Here is an 18,146-nt window from a genome sequence, read left to right as displayed (position 1 = left end):
CTCTTGTTCAGAAGCCGGCCACGGAACGTCCGCGCCAGGCCAGCAGGCGGTTCTCGATGCGCGTAGCGATCCAGTTGAGCGTGAAGCCCACGAGCCCGACCACGATCACGCCGAAGATCACCAAGTCCATGCGGAAGTGGTCGCGCCCATCGATCATGGTGTTGCCGATGCCCTTGCCCGAGACCAGCAGGTACTCCGCCCCGAGCGTGGCAAGCCATGCGTAGATCAGCGCCAGGTGAATGCCCGCGAAGATCGACGGCGACGCGCTCGGCAGCACCACACGCGTGAACAACTGCCAGCGGTTGAAGCGCAGCACCCGCGCCACCTCGACCAGGTCGCCCGGCACGCTGCGAATGCCCTCGAAGGTGTTGAGCACCACCGGAAAGAAAGCCGCGAGCGACAGAAAGGCCACCTTGGCCGCGTCACCCAGCCCGAACCAGACAGACAGCAGCGGAATCCATGCGAACAGCGAGATCTGCTTGAGCGTGTGGAAGCCCGGCCCCACCAGGTTCTCGAACAACCGCGACAGGCCCAGCGCCGCGCCGAACAGCAGCCCCGCGCTCGCGCCGATGGCAAAACCCGCCAGGTCGCGCCACAGGCTGGCGGAGAGCCCTACCCATAGCTCCCCGCTCGTGGCCTGCTCCACCGCCTGTTGCCAGACGCTGTCGATAGACACCAGCAGCGGCGAACTCGACCAGCCGAAGCGGAAGGCTGCCCACCAGAGCGCCATCAGCAATGCAGGCAGCACCCAGCCGCGCAGGGGTTTCGGCACGCGGCGAAAGAGGTTCCCGGCACTCATCAGAACCCCGCCCGCCGCCAGCGCAGCAACCGCGTCTCGATCAGCGCGAGCATCTTGTCGAGCACGAAGCCGACCAGCCCCACCATCACTACCGCCGCCAGCACCACGTCGAGCTGGAACAGCTGCCGCCCGAACACAATCATGTAGCCCAGCCCTTCGCTCGACGCCAGCAACTCGACCACCACCAGCGCGAGCCAGGCGTGCGTGAAGCCGTAGCGCACGCCGTTCCAGATGGGTGCCGCCGCGGCCGGGAACACCACGCGCGACAGCAATTGCCAACGGCTGAACCGGAACACCCGCGCCACTTCGATGTAGCGCGTGGGCACGTTCTGGATGCCCTTGTAGGTGTTGAGCGCAATGGGCACCAGCGAGGCCTTGGCAATCAGGATGATCTTGAGCGCCTCGTCGATGCCCACCATCAGCATCAGCAACGGCAGCCAGCCGAGCACCGGCACCTGCGCGAAGGCCTTGAACAGCGGATAGACGTAGTCCTTGAAGGTCGGCGACAGCCCCATCGCAGTGCCGATCAGCAACCCGCCCACCAGCCCGACGCCGAAGCCCGCGAACACGCGCCAGAGGCTGATGCGCAGGTTGTCGAGCAGCTCGCCGCTGCGCAACGCATCGGCGAAAGTCGCTGCCACCGCTTCGGGCGACGGCAGCACCTGCGGCGCGATCCATTCGTTGCGCGCCGCGATGTGCCACAGCAGCAGCACGGCCAGCGGCACCGGCCAGGCGAGCAGCAGGCGTGTCGTGCCAGGCAGCCATCGGCGCCATGCCGCAAGGGGCGACGTTCGCCCGACGACCGGGAGCGACAGCTCCGGAGGCAGCACCGCACTCATGCGGCCGCCTTGAGATCACGCGCCAGCAGATGCCGGTTCGCGGGCCGCGCCAGCCCCAGGTTCTCGCGCAGCGTGCGGCCTTCGTACTCATGGCGGAACAGGCCGCGGCGCCGAAGCTCAGGCACCACCTGCGTCACGAAGTCATCCAGCCCGCCGGGCAAGGTCGGCGGCATGACGTTGAAGCCGTCGGCCGCCTCTTCTTCGAACCACTGCTGCAGCTGGTCGGCAATCTGCGAGGCCGTGCCGTGAATCGACCAGTGACCGCGCGCCGTGCCCACGCGCTGGTAGAGCTGGCGAATGCTCAGGCCCTCGGTGCGCGCCAGTTCGGTCACGAGCCGGAAGCGGCTCTTGGGCCCGTTCGGCTCTGGCAAGTTACCGGGCAGCGGGCCATCGACCGGATAGCCCGTGAGATCCACGCCACCGATCACCGTCGACAGCAGCGCCACGCCCACGTCGGGCGGAATCAGTGATTGCAGCTCCTCGAGCTTTTCCTTCGCATGCTGCTCGCTCTGCCCCACCACGGGGAACACGCCCGGCAAGATCTTGAGCCCCTCGGGGTCGCGGCCATGGTGCGCCAGCTGCGCCTTCAGGCCGCGATAGAAAGCCTGCGCGCCCGCCAGCGACTGCTGCGCGGTGAAGATCACCTCCGCCGTCGCTGCGGCCAGCGCCTGCCCCGCTTCCGAAGCGCCGGCCTGCACCACCACCGGGTGCCCCTGCGGCGGCCGCGCGACGTTGAGCGGGCCGCGCACGCGAAAGTGCTTTCCCTGGTGCGCCAGCACATGCAGCCGGTCGGGGTCGAAGTATTCGCCGGCCGCCTTGTCGTGCGTGAAGGCATCGTCGTCCCACGAATCCCACAGCCCTGTCACCACATCGACGAACTCCCGCGCGCGCTCGTAGCGCAGCGCGTGCTCGGGATGCCGGTCGAGGTTGAAGTTCAGCGCCTCGGCCTCGTTGGACGAGGTGACGACGTTCCAGCCCGAGCGTCCGCCGCTCAGGTGATCGAGCGAAGCAAACTTGCGCGCCACGTGATACGGCTCGTTGTAGGTGGTCGACACCGTGGCAATCAGGCCCAGCCGCTCGGTCACGGCCGCGAGCGCCGACAGCAACGTCAACGGCTCGAAGCCAGAGACCCGTGCGCTGCGATGCAGGGTGCGCGACGCCGAGGCATCTCGAATGCCCACGCTGTCGGCCAGGAACACCGCATCGAACTTCGCGCGCTCCGCCGTCTGCGCCAGTGCCTTGTAGTGCGCGAAACCGAGCCCGGCCTGCAGCGGCACATCGGGGTGGCGCCACGCCGCCACATGATGGCCGGTCGCCATCAGGAAGGCATTGAGCTTGATCTGCCGCTTGCTGCTGCTCATCGCGCCACCGCCACTTGCTTGCCGCTGACTTCGCCATTGGCCTCGTACACAGGCCAGTAGTTCTCCAGCTTCAGCTCGCGCAGCGCTGCATCGAGAAAGCTGCGATCGAACCAGTTGTCGATCTCTGCCTTGCCGCGCACCAACTTGAGCGCCAGTGCCTGTTCGGCCGAATCCTTGTAGCGCTGCACCAGGAACGGATCGAGCAGCGGCGACAGGCGCACGCGCAGCGGCTGGCCGATGAAGTCCTCGCGCCAGTATTTCTCGGCCACCTCGGCCTTGCCCCATTGCCTGAACACTTCGTCGCGCTGCGATTCGTCGGAGTAGCGTCGCGCCACCGTCACCAGCGACTTGACGATGCGCTGCGTGGCCTTGGGATAGCTCCGCGCGAAATCGTCCGAGGCCAGCAGCACGGTTTGCCGCGTGTACTTGAATGAATCCTCGGAAGCCGAATAGATCACCTTCGCCGCGCCCTTGTCGCGCAGCACGAACAGCTCGACATAGCCGAACGCGCCGTCGATGTCCCTGGTGGCCAGCGCGGCCTGTGCGCCCGGCAGGTCGAGGTTGATGAGGCGGACGTCGCTTTCCTTCAGCCCGTGCGCGGCCAGCGCGCGCACGGCCGCGAGATGCAGGTTCGTGCCCTTGTAGAGCGCGATGCGCTTGCCGCGCAGGTCCTCGATGCGCTTGACCGGCGAATCCGGCGGCACCGCAAGGTAAAGGCCATTGCGCACCCCCGAGCCCGCGATGATCCGAGTCTTGACTCCGCCCGCGCGGTGCACGATGGAAGGCAGGTCGCCCTGCCAGGCCAGGTCGAGTTGTTTGTTGACCAGTGCCTCGTTCACCGCCGGGCCCGCGCCCTTGAAGAACACCCACTCGATCTTCGTGCCGTCAGCCTTGAATTCTTCTTCAAGCCCGCCGAAGGCATGCAGCAGCGCCGCAGACGACCCGCCGAAGCGCACCGGGTTGCCCACGCCGCCGGTGGCGACACCGATGCGGATGGTGGCCGGCGCTTCGGTGTTAGCCGCCAGCAGGCGTGGTGCGGCGGCGATCAAAGGCCACGCAGCAGCGTGACGAAGAAACGAACGTTTGAGCATGAGCGGCAACCTTGGTTTCGATGAATCCAGAAGATTCTGCGAGGCGGGTGCGCGAGGCGGAAGGAAGCTGTTCGCGCTTTCTAATGCGCCCCGCGACTAAGGGTGATTGCCGTTTGGATACAGCCAAAAGAAAACCCGCCGTAGCGGGTAACCAGGGGGAGAACGCCTTGGTTGGTATGTCAGGGCTTGTCGCGTTCAGCTCGCACCCACTTCAACCGAAACTCCGCTTCGCTGGCAGAGAGCTGCCCTTCCGCCACCAGCCTCTTGAGCCTTCGCTCATCCGCGCGGTTCAGTGCATCTTTCAGGAGAGCCATCTTGCGCTCCCGGCAAGGGCTGCATTCGTAGAAGCTCGTCGGACTCCCCGTGTGCTTCATCTTTGCGTCGTACTCAAGGGCAAGAGCTCGCCCATTGGGTTCGATACCCATGGCGAGGATTTTTCCGTTCTTGAACGTGACGAGGGCACTCCCTTCGCACCCTGTGGTATCGGTTCTTTCCGGGTCGTAGGCTTTCCACGAAACCCTGCGCATATGCCGCAAGGCGTAGCGGACGTCCTCTTCTGCCAGCACGACATCGTCGCAGTTCAGAAAATCCTTGTTCTCCCAGGCACCTCGGTGCGAAGGGTGTGTGACTTCCACTTTCTGCACATACGCGATGGGGTACCGCTTGTCAGCGGCCTGCGCTGAAGATGTTCCCGCTGCCACGATCAGTATCGTGGCCACGAGATTGTTGATCTTGCGCATCAAGGCCCTTTGCGCGCTGAACGCGCCTTCTGCAGCAGAAGTTCCGCTTCAGTGGAAGAAATCCGTCCTTGCGCCACCAGCTTCTTGAGCCTGCGCTCATCGGCTCGATCGAAAGCGTCCTGAAGAAGGATCATCTTGCGCTTCCTGCACGGATCGCACCCATAGTAGCTTTCAGGAACACCGGTAGGTTCGAGTTTGGCGTTCGCTTCGAAGATGTTGATCCTCCCCGTGGGCTCGACTCCGATGACGATGATCTTTCCATTTCTGAAAGTGACGGAAGCACCACCTGAACACCCCGTCCTCTCCGTCTCCTCGCTGAAAAATGCCTTCTCTGTGACCCTGCGTATGTGCCGCAGCGCATATCGCACATCCTCTTCGGTCAGGACGACATCGGAGCAATCTAGGAGATTTTTGTCTTCCCACACAGACCCGCTGGAGGGCTCGACGACTTCGATCTTCCTTACGGAATCAAGCGGGTATCGCTTGTCCGCCGCGTGAGTCGGGGCACCCATTGCGGTTGCAACCAGCGCCATCAAAAGAATGCTTACTTTGCTCATGGTGTGGGTATGGGGAGCGTCCAGTTCGCGCCTTGCGCCTCGGTACTGTTCTTTCTGCTGACATCCGGGTGACGAAACACTTCGCTCGTTGCGAGTTGCATTGAGCTCTGGAGCACATGAACGAGCCACGAAAGCGCCTGGTTCTGAGCTGCTGTTGGAGTGGGAAAGACACCGGCGTCTCCCCGCAGTCTTTCCAGAGGCATTTTTCTTTGCTTGAGAGTCGGGTTAAATCCCTCCGGCAATCTTGCTCTTCCCACCATTTCGATTCCTATGGCTTCCATATTGCTCGGATAGCGGTCTCCTGGCGCTCTACGCATCTCGATCCGATGCATCGCCCTCGCGCGTGACTGAGCATTCCGTGTTCGTCAATTTCAACGAGCATGGGGTTCCTCCCTGAATATCTTTGATTGGTTAACGACTCTTCACGAGGCGTTTCCCAGCATCGACACACGACACGGATCGCACCTCGCGGCGCGGATGCTATGGCGATGTCTTCAAAGAAAATTCAGGGTCTTGAAAGATTCGATGGATTCCAGAAATTCAGCACGGTCGATGAATCCACACCCTGTAAACCCCTGCAAACACGAAGCCCAGAAACGAAAAAACCCGGCGCCATGACAGCGCCGGGTTGTCGCAGATGCCCGAGGGTCCGTCAGAGCTTCGCGATCGAAACCTCGGTCGACTTCACGAGCGCGACCACGTCGGAGCCCACCTTCAGTTGCAGCTCGTCGACCGAGCGCGTGGTGATGACGGAGGTGACGATGCCCCAGGCGGTCTCGACATCGACTTCGGAGACGACGTCACCGCGGATGATCTCGCGGACCTTGCCCTTGAACTGGTTGCGCACGTTGATGGCTTGGATGGACATGATGGTTTCTCTTTCAGGTTGAAGCAGGGATGGATGGATGAATGGGCCGGAGCGTCAGACGATCTCGGCCACGTCGTCGAACGCCAGCCGGGGGCCGCGCTCGAAAGTGCCGGCGTGGTCGGCCACGCCGAGGTTGACGAGGAAGTTGGCGCGGTAGCGCCCGTCGGGGAAGAAGGCCTTGTCGACCAGGTCGGCGTTGAAGCCCGACTGCGGCCCTGCGTCGAGCCCGAGCGAGCGCGCCGCCAGGATCAGGTAGGCGCCCTGCAGGCTGCTGTTGCGGAAGGCCGTGGCCTGTGCGGCTTCGGCGCTCTTCTCGAAGAAGGGCTTGGCGTCGTAGGCCGGGAACTGCGTGGGCAGGTGCTCGTAGAAGCGCGTGTCGTGCGCCACGATCACCGTGACACCGGCCGCCAGCGTCTGCGCAGTGTTGCCCGCGGACACGGCTGGCTTGAGCTTCGCCTTGGCTTCTTCGCTGCGCACGAACACGTAGCGCGCCGGTTGGGCGTTGTAGGCGGTCGGGCCCCACTTCAGCAGGTCGTAGAGCTTGTGGATCAGTTCGTCGGTCACGGGCACGGGCTTGAAGGCGTGCACGGTGCGGGCCTTGCGGAACAGCTGGTCCAGCGCGGCTTCGGGAATGGATTGCAGTGTGGTCATGTCTTCAAAAAGGTGTTTCAGTTCGACGCTGCTGCGAGCGCTTGGTCGAGGTCGGCGATCAGGTCGTCGATGTGTTCGATGCCGACCGACAGGCGCACGGTGTCTTCGGTCACGCCGGCCTTGGCCAGCTCCTCGGGTGACAGCTGCCGGTGCGTGGTCGAGGCGGGGTGCGTGGCCAGCGAGCGCACGTCGCCGATGTTCACGAGGCGCGTGAAGAGCTTCAGCGCATCGAGGAACTTCGCCCCTCCCTCGCGACCCGCACCGATGCCGAAGGTCAGCACGCCGCTGGAGCGGCCGCCGAAGTACTTCTTTGCCAGCGGGTAGTCGGGGTGGTCTTCGAGCGCCGCGTAGTTCACCCAGTTCACGGCCTTGCTCTGCTTCAGGTGCTGCGCCACTGCGAGTGCGTTGCTGCTGATGCGGTCCATGCGCAGCGCCAGCGTCTCGATGCCCTGCAGGATCAGGAAGGCGTTGAACGGCGAGATGGCCGCACCGGTATTGCGCAGCGGCACCACGCGCGCACGGCCGATGTAGGCGGCCGGGCCCAGCGCCTCGGTGTAGACCACGCCGTGGTAGCTCACGTCAGGCTCGTTCAGGCGCCTGAAGCGCTGCTTGTGCTCGGCCCACGGGAACTTGCCCGAATCGACGATGGCACCGCCGATGCTGGTGCCGTGGCCGCCCAGGTATTTGGTGAGCGAGTGCACCACGATGTCGGCGCCGTGTTCGATAGGCCGGCTCAGGTACGGCGAAGGCACTGTGTTGTCGACGATCAGCGGCACGCCATGGCGATGCGCGATCTCGGCAATGGCCGCGATGTCGGTCACGTTGCCCGCCGGGTTGCCCAGTGATTCGACGAACACCGCCTTGGTCTTCTCGTCGAACAGCTTCTCGAAGCTTGTCGGATCGCGGTGGTCCGCGAAGCGCGTGGTGATGCCGAACTGCGGCAGCGTGTGGGCGAACAGGTTGTAGGTGCCGCCATACAGCGCGGTGCTGCTGATGATGTTGTCGCCGGCCTCGGCGATGGTCTGGATCGCGTAGGTCACGGCCGCCTGGCCCGAGGCCAGCGCCAGCGCCGCAATGCCGCCTTCAAGCGCGGCCACGCGCTGCTCCAGCACGTCCTGCGTGGGGTTGTTGATGCGGGTGTAGATGTTGCCCGGCACCTTCAGGTCGAACAGGTCCGCGCCGTGCTGCGCGCTGTCGAAGGCATAGGCCACCGTCTGGTAGATCGGCGGAGCGACCGCGCGGGTGGTCGGTTCGGGCGAGTAGCCGGCGTGCACCGACAGGGTTTCGAATTTCCAGTTCTGCGACATGCGACTGCCTTTCAAAGGGGCGGATGGATGAAAGAAGCTCAGATCGCCCAGCGCAATGCGTGCGCGGGGGTGCTGAGCCAGCTTGCGTCGGTGCTCTCTGGCGCGGTGTCTTCCGGCTTCTGCAGCACCCTGTCGAGGATTCGTTTTTCAATGGCCGCGAAGGCCGGGTCGCCCTGCGAGCGCGGGCGGGCCAGCGCGATGTTCTCGTCGAGCGCGATGCGGCCGTCTTCGATGAGGATCACGCGGTCGGCCAGCGCCACGGCCTCCTGCACGTCATGCGTCACCAGCAAAGCGGTGAAGCGGTGGCGCTGCCACAGGTTCTCGATGAGGCGGTGCATCTCGATGCGCGTCAGCGCATCCAGCGCCCCCAGCGGCTCGTCGAGCAGCAGCAGGCGCGGGTGATGCACCAGCGCGCGGGCCAGAGCCACGCGCTGCCGCTGGCCGCCCGACAGGCGCGCCGGCCATTCGTTCTCGCGGTCGGCCAGGCCGACTTGCGCCAGCACTTCCTTGCCGCGCGCCTTGGCGTCGTTGGGCAGGCCCAGCGTCACGTTGTCGAGCACGCGCCGCCACGGCAGCAGGCGCGCCTCCTGAAACATGATGCGGGTGTCGTCGTGCAGGCCATGCACGGCCTTGCCGTCGGTGTAGAGGCCACCGGCGCTCGGCTCCTCCAGCCCCGCGATGAGCCGCAGCAGCGTGCTCTTGCCGCAGCCGCTGCGCCCGACGATGGCGATGAACTGGCCCGGCTCGATGGTCAGGCGCGTGTTGCGCAGCACTTCGCGCGCACCGTAGCGCTTGTGCAGGCCGCGCGCTTCGAGGCGCACGCCGCCGGCGATGGCCTGGGGTTGGATGTCTTTCAGGACGGCACTCATGGGCTTCAGGCTCCGGGTTTGAAAAGCGCCACGTTCAGCGCATCGATTTTTCGGGGGAGCAGCTTTTCCGTGAAGAAGGCATCGGCGATGCGCTGCTGCTCGGTCAGGGCCTCGGCCACCACCGGACGCACGGCATAGCTGCGGCGGCTGTTGGCCTGCTCGATGGTTGCGGCGTCCAGGCCCCATACGGGCGACAGCAGCGCGGCCGCGTCCTTCGGGTTCTGCTTGACCCACTTGCCGGTCTTCTCGAGCTCGGCGTAGACCACGCGCAGCACGTCGGGCCGGGCCTTCGCGAACTTGGTGCTCGCGAGGTAGTAGCGCTGGTACGAAGCGATGCCCGCACCGTCGGCCAACACGCGTACCTTCGACTGGCGCTGCGCGGCAGCGAGGAACGGGTCCCACACCACCCATGCGTCGATGGCGCCCTTCTCGAAGGCGGCGCGGCCATCGGCGGGGGTGAGGTAGGCGGGCTCGATGTCCTTGAACGACAGGCCGGCCTTGTCGAGCGCGGCGATCAGCAGGTAGTGCGCGCCAGCGGCTTTCGCGAAGCCGATCTTCTTGCCCTTCAGATCGGCCACCGTCTTGATCGGCGAGTCTTCGCGCACCACGATGGCCTGTGCGGCCGGCGACGGTGCTTCCTGCGCAATGAAGGTCAGGTCTGCTCCGGCGGCCTGCGCGAACACCGGCACGGTGTCGGCCACGTCGGCGCTGATGTCCAGGTTGTCGAGGTTCAGCGCCTCCAGCAGCGGCAGGCCGCTGGTGAACTCGTGCCAGCTCAGCGTGACGTTGAGCGGCGCGAGCTGCTTTTCGAGCGCGCCCTGTGCCTTGAGCACGGCGATCAGCGTCGACGACTTCTGGTAGCCGAGCCGCACGGTCGCGGGCCGGGCGGCCACGCCCTGCGCAAGCACCGCGCTGGCGCCGAACGCGCCCAGCGTGGCGATGACGGTGCGACGGGAAACATGGAATTGCGTCATGCCCCCGCCCTCACTTCGCCTTCTTCTGGTAGCCAGGATGCCACCGCAGCCACCACTGCTCCAGCCCGCGCGCGAACAGGTCGGCCAGCTTGCCGAGCAGCGCGTACAGCAGGATGCCCACCAGCACGATGTCGGTCTGCAGGAACTCGCGGGCATTCATCGTGAGGTAGCCGATGCCGGCCTGCGCCGAGATGGTCTCCGCCACGATCAGGATCACCCACATCAGGCCCAGCGAGAAGCGCAGGCCCACGAGAATCGACGACAGCGCGCCCGGCAGGATCACCTCGCGGTACAGCTGCCAACGCGACAGGCCGTAGGTGCGCCCCATCTCGATCAGCTGCGGATCGACGTTGCGGATGCCGTGGAAGGTGTTCAGGTAGATCGGAAAGAACACCGACACCGAAATCAAGAACAGCTTGGCCGATTCGTCGATGCCGAACCACAGGATCACCAGCGGAATCAGCGCCAGCGCCGGAATGTTGCGCACCATCTGGATGGTGGAGTCGAGCAGCGTCTCGGCGAACTTCACCGAGCCCGTGAGCAGGCCGAGCGCAAGCCCCGCCCCGCCGCCGATGGCCAGCCCCGCGAGCGCACGACCCGCGCTGACCTTCACGTGCGTCCACAGCTCGCCCGACACCGTGAGGTTCCACGCAGCCTTGACCACGTCGACAGGCGCCGGCAGCACGCGCGTGCTGAGCCAGCCCAGCGACGACGCAATCTGCCAGAAGACGATGAGCCCGACCGGCACGAGCCACGGCACCAGTCGCCCGGCGACGTTGGCAGCGAAGCTCCTGAATGCGTTGCCGGTGTTCTCGGTGGGTGCCACGGCCGGCAGCTCCTGAACTTGTTCGGTCATGGCGGTCCTTCAGCTTTGGGAGACGAGCCTGGATGGCGCATCGAGATTGGCGACGACCTCGCCGAAGGGCCCGCTGAGCGAACCGCCTGCCAGACGCGTCTGCGCCTTGCGGGAGAGCAGCGGGAACACCAGCTCGGCGAAGCGGTAGGCCTCTTCGAGATGCGGGTAGCCCGAGAGAATGAATTTGTCGAGCCCGAGCGCCGCGTATTCCTCGATGCGCGCAGCAACGGTCTTCGGGTCACCGACCAATGCGGTGCCAGCCCCGCCACGCACGAGGCCCACACCAGCCCAGAGGTTCGGCGCAATCTCAAGCTCGGCGCGCGAGCGCTTGGCGCCGCCAGCATGCAGCGCGGCCATGCGGCGCTGGCCTTCGGAATCCATGCGCGCAAACGCAGCCTGCGCGCGGATGACGGTCTCGTCGTCCACGCGGCTGATCAGTTCTTCGGCGGCCTTCCACGCGGCGTCTTCGGTCTCGCGCACGATCACATGCAGGCGAATGCCGAACTCGACCTTGCGGCCCTGCCGCTCGGCGCGGGCGCGCACGTCGGCGATCTTCTTCGCGACTTCCGCGGGCGGCTCGCCCCAGGTGAGGTACGCATCGACCTGCTCCGCGGCGAGGTCGTGCGCATCAGCCGACGAGCCGCCGAACCACACGGGCGGATACGGCTTCTGCACCGACGGGTAAAGCAGCTTCGCACCCTTCACGCTCAGGTGCTTGCCTTCGAAGTCGAAAGCCTGCCCGTCGTGGCTGCGCGCGATGATCTCGCGCCAGATGCGGATGAACTCTGCCGACTGTTCGTAGCGCGACGCATGGTCGAGGTACACGCCGTCGCCTTCGAGCTCGGCCTGGTCACCGCCGGTCACGAGATTCACGAGCAGGCGCCCGCCGGAGAGCCGGTCGAAGGTCGCGGCCATACGCGCGGCCAGGCTGGGCTGGTGCAGGCCGGGGCGCACCGCCACCAGGAACTTGAGCTTCTTCGTCGCACCGATCAGGCTCGACGCGATGACCCACGGGTCTTCGCACGAGCGGCCCGTCGGAATGAGCACGCCTTCGTAGCCGAGGTTGTCGGCCGCGCCGGCAATCTGCTGCAGGTAAGCCAGGTCGATGGGGCGTGCGCCCTCGCTCGTGCCGAGGTAGCGGCTGTCGCCGTGCGTGGGGAGGAACCAGAAGATCTGCATCACGCAATCCCCGCGCCGGCGGCTTCGAGCAGGTTGATCTTTTTCGGGATCAGCTTCAGTGCGAAGAAGGTGTCGGCAATCTGTTGCTGCTCCGCGAGGATGGCCTTGGTGATGGGTGTGGTGCCGTAGTCCACCCGGCCCACCGACAAATCGGCCACCGGCTTCGGCAGGCCCCAGAGCGTGGCCAGTTCGGCCGCGTAGTCGCCCTTGTTGGCTGCGCCCCAGACGTCGATCTTGTTGATCTCCTCGACCGCGATGGCCAGCACGTCGGCGTTCTTCGCCACGTAGTCGAGCGACGAGAAGTAGTAGCCACGGTTGCCGACCACGCCGGTGGCGTCGGCCAGCACGCGCGCTTCGAGCGACTTTTCGGCTGCGGCGAGGAACGGGTCCCAGATGACCCAGGCGTCGACCGAGCCCTTCTCGAAGGCGGCGCGCGCATCGGCCGGCGGCAGGTAGACCAGGTTCAGGTCGGTGTACGGCAGCCCGTGCTTCTCGGCCAGCTTGACGATGAGGTAATGAACGTTCGAGCCCTTGTTGAGCGCGATCTTCTTGCCCTTCAGATCGGCCACGGTCTTGATGGCCGAACCCTTGGGCACGATCACCGCTTCCGCCCGCGGACGCGGCACCGTCGCGGCCACATAGGCCAGCGGCGCACCGGCTGCCTGCGCGAAGATGGGCGGCGCCTCGCCCACGTCGCCGAAGTCGATGGAGCCGACGTTCAGCGCCTCGAGCTGCACGGGGCCGGCGGTGAACTCGGTCCACTTCACGGTCACGCCGAGTGGTGCGAGTCGCTTCTCGAGCGTGCCGCGACCCTTGAGGACGCTCAGCGGCCCCTTCTGGTTGCCGATGCGAAGCTGGCGTGCGGGCGCCTGTGCCAGCGCAGCAAAAGAAGGCAGCGCAATGGCGGCAGCAACGCCCTGGATCAGGCGACGTCGGGGTGCGGAAATCAATGTCATGGCAATGCTTGGGTATGGATGTGCCGCGCGGTCAGGCGGCGGCAATGAAACTCACGATCAGCGCAATGGCGCTGACGACGATGACGCTCACGGCAAGATCGCCCAGCGCGTGCCAGAGGGAGCGCGGCGAGGTGTCGAGCACGGAGTCTTCGGTGGCAACGGGGGTCATGCGTGGATTCCTTGGTCTGCAAAAACTTCAGGCAAAAGCTGTCCCGCACCGCGCGCAGGCGGCTTTCAAGAACGGGAATGAGGGATGAGGTCTGGGCAAGCACGGGCTCGCGACGAGCCCGTGCTTTCAGACGCTACATCGCACGCGAGAAAACGGCACCGGCTCGAAGCCGTGGGTTGCAGGCAGCTTCAGGCCTTCGGTGGCCAGCACCTCGACGGCCTCGTTGAGTCGCTCGGCCAGGTCGTTGTGCACCTGGTAGGCGTTCTCGGGCGTCAGCGCAATCTGCGATTCGCTGGCGTACACGCCCGGCAGGATGTGGCGCGCCGACAGCGACTGCAGCACGGGGCGCAATGCGTAGTCGAGCGCGAGCATGTGGTGCGGGCTGCCGCCGGTGGCCAGCGGCAGCACCGTCTTGCCCTTGAGCGCGTTCTGCGAGAGCAGGTCCAGAAAGACCTTGAGCAGGCCGCTGTAGGCCGCCTTGTAGACCGGCGTGGCCACCACGATCACGCGAGCCGCCGCCACCTGGGCAATGGCACGCTCGATGGCCGGGTTGTTCCACTCGGCCAGCAGCAGCGCCTGCGCCGGCAGCTCGCGGATGGCAAGCCGCTCGATCCGCGCATGGCGCTGGGCCAGCCGCTCGCCCACCGAGTCGAGCAAGGCGGTGGAGCGGGACGGGGCCGTGGGGCTGCCGGCAATCAGGAGAACGGACACGGGAGACTTTCTGTTTTCTTTTTCAGGAATTCAGGGCGAGCCGAACCACGGCGCCAGTCGAACTGGCGCCCTGCACTGCCGGCTTGCTGGGGCGGCTTGGCTTACTTTTGTTTCGTCGTGTAGATCTGATCGAAGGAGCCGCCGTCGGCAAAGTGCTCCTTGTCGGCCTTCGCCCAGCCGCCGAAGGCCTGGTCGATGGTCACCAGCGTCAGCTTGGGGAACTGCTTGTCGTACTTGGCCTTCGCCTTGTCAGACGTCGGGCGGTAGAAGTTGCGGCCCGCAATGTCCTGGCCTTCGTCCGAGTACAGGTACTTCAGGTATTCCTCGGCCACGGCGCGCGTGCCCTTCTTGTCGACGACCTTGTCGACCACCGCCACGCTGGGCTCGGCCAGGATGGAGATGGAGGGCACCACGATTTCGAACTTCTCGGGGCCGAATTCCTTCAGCGCCAGGAAAGCTTCGTTCTCCCAGGCCAGCAGCACGTCGCCCACGCCGCGTTGCACGAAGGTGATGGTCGAGCCGCGCGCGCCGGTGTCGAGCACGGGCACGTTCTTGAACAGGTTGCCGATGTATTCCTTGGCCTTGGCATCGCCGCCGTACTTGCGCTTGGCGAATTCCCACGCGGCCAGGTAGTTCCAGCGGGCGCCGCCCGAGGTCTTGGGGTTCGGGGTGATCACCTGCACGCCGGGCTTGATCAGGTCGTCCCAGTCCTTCAGGCCCTTGGGGTTGCCCTTCTTCACCAGGAACACGATGGTCGAGGTGTAGGGAGCGGAGTTGTGCGGCAGGCGCTTCTGCCAGTCGGCCTTGACGAGGCCACCATGCGTGACGAGCGCGTCGACGTCGCCGCCCAGCGCCAGCGTGGCTACGTCGGCGTCGATGCCGTCGATGATCGAGCGGGCCTGCTTGCCCGAGCCGCCGTGCGACTGCTTGACCGTCACGTCCTGGCCGGTCTTGGCCTTCCAGTACTTGGCGAAGGCCTGGTTGTAGTCCACGTACAGCTCGCGCGTCGGGTCATAGGACACGTTCAGCAGCGTCACCGGGGCTGCGCCGCCCTGGGCAAACGTCGGCAACGCCGACAGGGCCATGGCACTGGCCACGCCGGCACCCAGGGAAAGCTTGATAAAGTCGCGGCGGAGGCTCATGGTGTCTTGCTCTGAAAAGGCATATCAATGAAGCTGCGTATTCTCAATACGACATATAGAAACTGGAACGACCAAGTTTTCAGTTCTAAATAGCCAAATCAACTAAGCAACCGCTTTCCCCACTTTTCCCGTTCAAAGGCAATCGAAATGGCACGCATGGTTCAGTGCATCAAGCTCGGCAAAGAGGCCGAAGGGCTCGACTTCCCGCCCTACCCAGGCGAGCTGGGCAAGCGCCTCTGGGAAAACGTCAGCAAGGAAGCCTGGGCCGCCTGGCTCAAGCAGCAGACCATGCTGGTCAATGAAAACCGGCTGAATCTGGCCGATCTGCGCGCCCGCCAGTACCTGGCGCGGCAGATGGAAAAGCATTTCTTCGGCGAAGGCGCCGACGTGGCCCAGGGCTACGTACCCCCCTCGAACTGAGCCCGTCTTGGCCGCCGAGCCCGTCGCCTGGCGCGCCGACGGCGTCCCCCGCAGCGAGCGCTTCGACGACATCTATCACACCGAAACCGGAGCACTGGCGCAGTCGCGCCATGTGTTTCTGGGTGGCTGCGGGCTGCCCGAGGCCTGGATCGGACAGTCGCAATGGCTGATTCTCGAAACCGGTTTTGGCCTGGGCCTCAATTTCCTGACAACCTGGCAGGCCTGGCGCGCGGACGCCGGGCGGCCACGGATGCTGCACTTCGTCTCTATCGAGGCGCATCCGGTTTCGGCTGAAGACCTGCTGCGCGCGGCCGGGGCGTATCCCGAACTGGCCTCCCTCGCCCGCGAACTGGCCGCGCAGTGGCACGGGCTGCTGCCGGGCTTCCACCGGCTGGCCTTCGACGAAGGCCGCGTGCTGCTCACCCTCTGCATCGGCGACGTGCAGCCAATGTTGCGCGCCCAGCGCTTCGATGCCGACAGCATCTTTCTCGATGGCTTCAGCCCGCAGCAGAACCCTGCGATGTGGTCGGAAGACACGCTCAAGGCCGTGTCGCGCTTTGCGCGGCAAGGCACGCGCATCGCCACCTGGACGATCGCGCGGACGGTGCGCGACGCGCTCAAGCAGTTCGGGTTCTCGGTCGAAAGAGACCAGGGCCTGCCACCCAAGCGCGATTGCCTGCGCGGCGTGTTCGCGCCCGCCTGGACAGTGCGCCGCCGCGGCCCCGTGACCGAGCGCATCGACACGCCGGGCCGCTGCGCCGTCATCGGCGCCGGGCTTGCGGGCGCGGCCGTGGCGGCGAGCCTTGCGCGGCGCGGATGGCAGGTCACCGTGCTGGATGCTGCCGACTGGCCCGCCTCTGGCGCGTCGGGGCTGCCGGTGGGCATGCTCGCGCCACATGTGTCGCCCGATGATGCGCTGCTGTCGCGGCTCACGCGAGCCGGCATCCGCGCCACGTGGGCCGAACTGACACGATTGCTGGAAGAAGGCCGCGACTGGCGCGCCAGCGGCGTGCTGGAGCGCCGGCCCGATGGCGACACGCGCGTGCCGGCTGGCTGGAGCGATGGCGGCCCCAACGAATCGTGGCCCGCGAGCGCCGGGCAATTGGCGGCTGTCAGACTGCCGAGCGATGCGCCCGCCCTCTGGCACGCACGCGCCGCCTGGGTGCGGCCGCACCGGCTGATCGCCGCGTGGCTGCGGCAGCCGGGAGTCGAGTTTCGTGGTGGGTGCAAGGTGGAGCGCCTGGAGCGGCACGCGAGCGGCTGGCAACTGTTCGACCCGGCCGGCCAGTTGCTGATCGACGTCGACCGCGTGGTAATAGCCGCAGGCTTCGAATCAGACCGATTCGCCCCCAGGCTCCCTCTTCAGCCGGTGCGCGGCCAAGTCGCCTGGGGCCACATGGCCGACGGCCTCGAACTGCCCGCCACGCCCCTCAACGGCGACGGCCATCTGGTCGCTCACGTGCCCGACGCCGAGGGCACCCCAATCTGGCTGGCCGGCGCGACCTTCGACCGCGACAGCACGGACCTCGCCCCCACCGACGCGGACAGCGAAGCCAACCGCGAGCGCCTTGCGCGGCTGCACCCTGCCGCGGCCTCCGCGCTGGCCCCTTCGTTCGCGCACGGCCAGGTCAATGCCTGGGTCGGCATCCGCTGCGCCTCGGGCGACCGGCGCCCGCTGGTCGGCCCGCTCGACGCCGATGCAGGCGGCCTCTGGGCCTGCACCGCGCTGGGCTCGCGCGGGCTGAGCTTTGCCGCGCTGTGCGCAGAACTGCTGGCAGCGCAGTGGCACGCCGAGCCGCTGCCCCTGCCCGCCACGCTGGCCAAGGCACTCAGCACGCAGCGGCTCTGAATATCAGCCCGCGCCCGATGCCCGCCAGGCCATCAGCAGCGCCATGCAGATCACCAGCACGAAGAAGTAGTTGCGCAGCGCCCGCTCTTCCAGCCGGGTCGCCAGCCGCGCCCCGGCCGCCGTGCCGATCCACAGCCCCAGCACGACAAAGCCCAGCAGCACCCAGGGCAGCCCGCTGGCGACGCTGGCGTAGACAAGCACTGCCGGCAACGCCAGCGGCAGCGCGTTGATCGCCAGGCTCACCGCTTGCGCCCGGTGCTGCGAGTAATGCAGCGCCACCGTCAGCAGCGCCGTGATGGCCAGCCCGCCGCCGATGCCCAGCAACCCCGACGATGCACCCGCGACCATGCCAACGACCACCAGCGCGACGACTGCCCCGCGCGGCTCTTCGGCCTGCGCCGCATCGACGCCCGCGGTCTTCGCAGGCGACTTCAGCACGACCAGCGTCGCCAGCACCAGCAGATACCCCACGAACATCCAACGCAGCGCCGCATCGGCGACATGGCTCGCTCCACGCGCGCCCGCATAAGCCCCAGCCAGAAACCCGAGCGAGATCCAGACCACCGTGCGCCACGCGGCCCCATGCCCCGACACCCGGTAGCGCAGAAACCCCGCCAGGCTGGTCGGCACCAGCTGCGCTGCGAGCGAAATGGCCTGCGCATCATGCTGCCCCAGCCCGGGCATCAACGCCAGCGCGGGCACCAGCGCCCCGCCGGGGCTCACACCGAGCAGCCCGGCCATCGCACCCGAAAAGATGCCGATCGCCAGCCCGCCCAGCACTTGAACGAGACCGAACGATTCGGGCATG

At 66.2% G+C, this 18,146-nt stretch carries 20 protein-coding genes; 2 read left to right on the top strand and 18 right to left on the bottom strand.

Annotated elements, in window-relative coordinates; translation table 11 throughout:
- Positions 1-7: 7 nt before the first annotated feature.
- The 17 genes from ACZYSP_RS00800 to ACZYSP_RS00720 all read right to left on the bottom strand — a co-directional run bounded on the left by ACZYSP_RS00800 (position 8) and on the right by ACZYSP_RS00720 (position 15,069).
- Positions 8-799 (bottom strand): ABC transporter permease, encoded by a 792-nt coding sequence (locus ACZYSP_RS00800; protein WP_093074706.1) that lies wholly within the window; start codon positions 797-799, stop codon positions 8-10.
- A complete protein-coding gene (locus tag ACZYSP_RS00795; RefSeq protein WP_093074709.1) occupies positions 799-1,638 on the bottom strand; it encodes an ABC transporter permease in 840 nt (279 codons plus the stop codon). The genes ACZYSP_RS00800 and ACZYSP_RS00795 overlap by 1 nt, the downstream gene beginning before the upstream one ends.
- Positions 1,635-2,999: an LLM class flavin-dependent oxidoreductase gene (locus tag ACZYSP_RS00790; protein WP_093074712.1), complete on the bottom strand. Its 1,365-nt coding sequence runs from the start codon at positions 2,997-2,999 to the stop codon at positions 1,635-1,637. Before ACZYSP_RS00790 ends, ACZYSP_RS00795 begins: the two co-directional genes overlap by 4 nt.
- A complete protein-coding gene (locus tag ACZYSP_RS00785) occupies positions 2,996-4,090 on the bottom strand; it encodes an ABC transporter substrate-binding protein (RefSeq protein WP_093075241.1) in 1,095 nt (364 codons plus the stop codon). The genes ACZYSP_RS00790 and ACZYSP_RS00785 overlap by 4 nt, the downstream gene beginning before the upstream one ends.
- Before the next feature lie 179 nt (positions 4,091-4,269).
- Complete coding sequence (locus tag ACZYSP_RS00780) at positions 4,270-4,830, bottom strand: hypothetical protein (RefSeq protein WP_093074715.1); 561 nt, start codon at positions 4,828-4,830, stop codon at positions 4,270-4,272.
- Positions 4,830-5,387 carry a hypothetical protein gene (locus ACZYSP_RS00775; RefSeq protein ID WP_093074718.1) on the bottom strand — a complete coding sequence of 186 codons (558 nt, stop codon included), beginning with the start codon at positions 5,385-5,387 and terminating at the stop codon, positions 4,830-4,832. Before ACZYSP_RS00775 ends, ACZYSP_RS00780 begins: the two co-directional genes overlap by 1 nt.
- Before the next feature lie 652 nt (positions 5,388-6,039).
- Positions 6,040-6,255 (bottom strand): TOBE domain-containing protein, encoded by a 216-nt coding sequence (locus ACZYSP_RS00770; protein WP_007829250.1) that lies wholly within the window; start codon positions 6,253-6,255, stop codon positions 6,040-6,042.
- A gap of 54 nt (positions 6,256-6,309) precedes the next feature.
- Positions 6,310-6,906: a malonic semialdehyde reductase gene (locus ACZYSP_RS00765; protein ID WP_093054585.1), complete on the bottom strand. Its 597-nt coding sequence runs from the start codon at positions 6,904-6,906 to the stop codon at positions 6,310-6,312.
- 17 nt (positions 6,907-6,923) lie between these two features.
- Positions 6,924-8,213 carry an O-acetylhomoserine aminocarboxypropyltransferase/cysteine synthase family protein gene (locus ACZYSP_RS00760; RefSeq protein WP_093054584.1) on the bottom strand — a complete coding sequence of 430 codons (1,290 nt, stop codon included), beginning with the start codon at positions 8,211-8,213 and terminating at the stop codon, positions 6,924-6,926.
- 38 nt (positions 8,214-8,251) lie between these two features.
- The gene (locus tag ACZYSP_RS00755) at positions 8,252-9,082 is read right to left on the bottom strand and encodes an ATP-binding cassette domain-containing protein (RefSeq protein WP_093074723.1); all 831 of its coding nucleotides are present in this window, start codon (positions 9,080-9,082) and stop codon (positions 8,252-8,254) included.
- Between the two features lie 5 nt (positions 9,083-9,087).
- A complete protein-coding gene (locus ACZYSP_RS00750; RefSeq protein ID WP_093074726.1) occupies positions 9,088-10,056 on the bottom strand; it encodes an aliphatic sulfonate ABC transporter substrate-binding protein in 969 nt (322 codons plus the stop codon).
- A 10-nt stretch (positions 10,057-10,066) separates the two neighbouring features.
- Positions 10,067-10,912: an aliphatic sulfonate ABC transporter permease SsuC gene (gene ssuC / locus ACZYSP_RS00745; RefSeq protein ID WP_093054578.1), complete on the bottom strand. Its 846-nt coding sequence runs from the start codon at positions 10,910-10,912 to the stop codon at positions 10,067-10,069.
- A 9-nt stretch (positions 10,913-10,921) separates the two neighbouring features.
- On the bottom strand, positions 10,922-12,091 hold the full coding sequence (ssuD, locus tag ACZYSP_RS00740) for an FMNH2-dependent alkanesulfonate monooxygenase (protein WP_093074729.1): 1,170 nt from the start codon (positions 12,089-12,091) through the stop codon (positions 10,922-10,924).
- Positions 12,091-13,047: a sulfonate ABC transporter substrate-binding protein gene (locus ACZYSP_RS00735; RefSeq protein WP_093173967.1), complete on the bottom strand. Its 957-nt coding sequence runs from the start codon at positions 13,045-13,047 to the stop codon at positions 12,091-12,093. The genes ssuD and ACZYSP_RS00735 overlap by 1 nt, the downstream gene beginning before the upstream one ends.
- Before the next feature lie 31 nt (positions 13,048-13,078).
- Positions 13,079-13,216, bottom strand: a complete 138-nt coding sequence (locus ACZYSP_RS00730) for a hypothetical protein (RefSeq protein WP_177142297.1) — start codon at positions 13,214-13,216, stop codon at positions 13,079-13,081.
- Positions 13,217-13,342: 126 nt separating this feature from the next.
- On the bottom strand, positions 13,343-13,927 hold the full coding sequence (gene ssuE / locus ACZYSP_RS00725; protein ID WP_093054572.1) for an NADPH-dependent FMN reductase: 585 nt from the start codon (positions 13,925-13,927) through the stop codon (positions 13,343-13,345).
- A 101-nt stretch (positions 13,928-14,028) separates the two neighbouring features.
- Positions 14,029-15,069, bottom strand: coding sequence for a sulfate ABC transporter substrate-binding protein (locus tag ACZYSP_RS00720; protein WP_093074735.1), 1,041 nt, complete (start codon positions 15,067-15,069; stop codon positions 14,029-14,031).
- Between the two features lie 147 nt (positions 15,070-15,216).
- Here ACZYSP_RS00720 and ACZYSP_RS00715 point away from each other — a divergent pair, with 147 nt between their 5' ends.
- The gene (locus tag ACZYSP_RS00715) at positions 15,217-15,489 is read left to right on the top strand and encodes an oxidative damage protection protein (protein ID WP_012748083.1); all 273 of its coding nucleotides are present in this window, start codon (positions 15,217-15,219) and stop codon (positions 15,487-15,489) included.
- A gap of 7 nt (positions 15,490-15,496) precedes the next feature.
- Entirely contained in the window at positions 15,497-17,338 is a 1,842-nt protein-coding gene (gene mnmC, locus ACZYSP_RS00710) for a bifunctional tRNA (5-methylaminomethyl-2-thiouridine)(34)-methyltransferase MnmC2/FAD-dependent 5-carboxymethylaminomethyl-2-thiouridine(34) oxidoreductase MnmC1 (RefSeq protein WP_093074737.1), read from the top strand.
- A 3-nt stretch (positions 17,339-17,341) separates the two neighbouring features.
- Here mnmC and ACZYSP_RS00705 read toward each other — a convergent pair whose 3' ends face one another.
- The gene (locus ACZYSP_RS00705; protein WP_093074740.1) at positions 17,342-18,145 is read right to left on the bottom strand and encodes a sulfite exporter TauE/SafE family protein; all 804 of its coding nucleotides are present in this window, start codon (positions 18,143-18,145) and stop codon (positions 17,342-17,344) included.
- Between the last annotated feature and the right edge of the window lies 1 nt (position 18,146).

The sequence above is a fragment of the Variovorax sp. F042 genome (genome assembly GCF_057814215.1).
Note: the sequence above shows the minus strand (reverse complement) of the source record. Positions and strands in the feature narration are given on the sequence as shown.

Coding starts and splice junctions, on each gene's coding strand:
- ACZYSP_RS00800 (WP_093074706.1), bottom strand. CDS start 799: ATGAGTGCCGGGAACCTCTTTCGCCGCGTGCCGAAACCCCTGCGCGGC.
- ACZYSP_RS00795 (WP_093074709.1), bottom strand. CDS start 1,638: ATGAGTGCGGTGCTGCCTCCGGAGCTGTCGCTCCCGGTCGTCGGGCGA.
- ACZYSP_RS00790 (WP_093074712.1), bottom strand. CDS start 2,999: ATGAGCAGCAGCAAGCGGCAGATCAAGCTCAATGCCTTCCTGATGGCG.
- ACZYSP_RS00785 (WP_093075241.1), bottom strand. CDS start 4,090: ATGCTCAAACGTTCGTTTCTTCGTCACGCTGCTGCGTGGCCTTTGATC.
- ACZYSP_RS00780 (WP_093074715.1), bottom strand. CDS start 4,830: ATGCGCAAGATCAACAATCTCGTGGCCACGATACTGATCGTGGCAGCG.
- ACZYSP_RS00775 (WP_093074718.1), bottom strand. CDS start 5,387: ATGAGCAAAGTAAGCATTCTTTTGATGGCGCTGGTTGCAACCGCAATG.
- ACZYSP_RS00770 (WP_007829250.1), bottom strand. CDS start 6,255: ATGTCCATCCAAGCCATCAACGTGCGCAACCAGTTCAAGGGCAAGGTC.
- ACZYSP_RS00765 (WP_093054585.1), bottom strand. CDS start 6,906: ATGACCACACTGCAATCCATTCCCGAAGCCGCGCTGGACCAGCTGTTC.
- ACZYSP_RS00760 (WP_093054584.1), bottom strand. CDS start 8,213: ATGTCGCAGAACTGGAAATTCGAAACCCTGTCGGTGCACGCCGGCTAC.
- ACZYSP_RS00755 (WP_093074723.1), bottom strand. CDS start 9,082: ATGAGTGCCGTCCTGAAAGACATCCAACCCCAGGCCATCGCCGGCGGC.
- ACZYSP_RS00750 (WP_093074726.1), bottom strand. CDS start 10,056: ATGACGCAATTCCATGTTTCCCGTCGCACCGTCATCGCCACGCTGGGC.
- ssuC (WP_093054578.1), bottom strand. CDS start 10,912: ATGACCGAACAAGTTCAGGAGCTGCCGGCCGTGGCACCCACCGAGAAC.
- ssuD (WP_093074729.1), bottom strand. CDS start 12,091: ATGCAGATCTTCTGGTTCCTCCCCACGCACGGCGACAGCCGCTACCTC.
- ACZYSP_RS00735 (WP_093173967.1), bottom strand. CDS start 13,047: ATGACATTGATTTCCGCACCCCGACGTCGCCTGATCCAGGGCGTTGCT.
- ACZYSP_RS00730 (WP_177142297.1), bottom strand. CDS start 13,216: ATGACCCCCGTTGCCACCGAAGACTCCGTGCTCGACACCTCGCCGCGC.
- ACZYSP_RS00720 (WP_093074735.1), bottom strand. CDS start 15,069: ATGAGCCTCCGCCGCGACTTTATCAAGCTTTCCCTGGGTGCCGGCGTG.
- ACZYSP_RS00715 (WP_012748083.1), top strand. CDS start 15,217: ATGGCACGCATGGTTCAGTGCATCAAGCTCGGCAAAGAGGCCGAAGGG.
- ACZYSP_RS00705 (WP_093074740.1), bottom strand. CDS start 18,145: ATGCCCGAATCGTTCGGTCTCGTTCAAGTGCTGGGCGGGCTGGCGATC.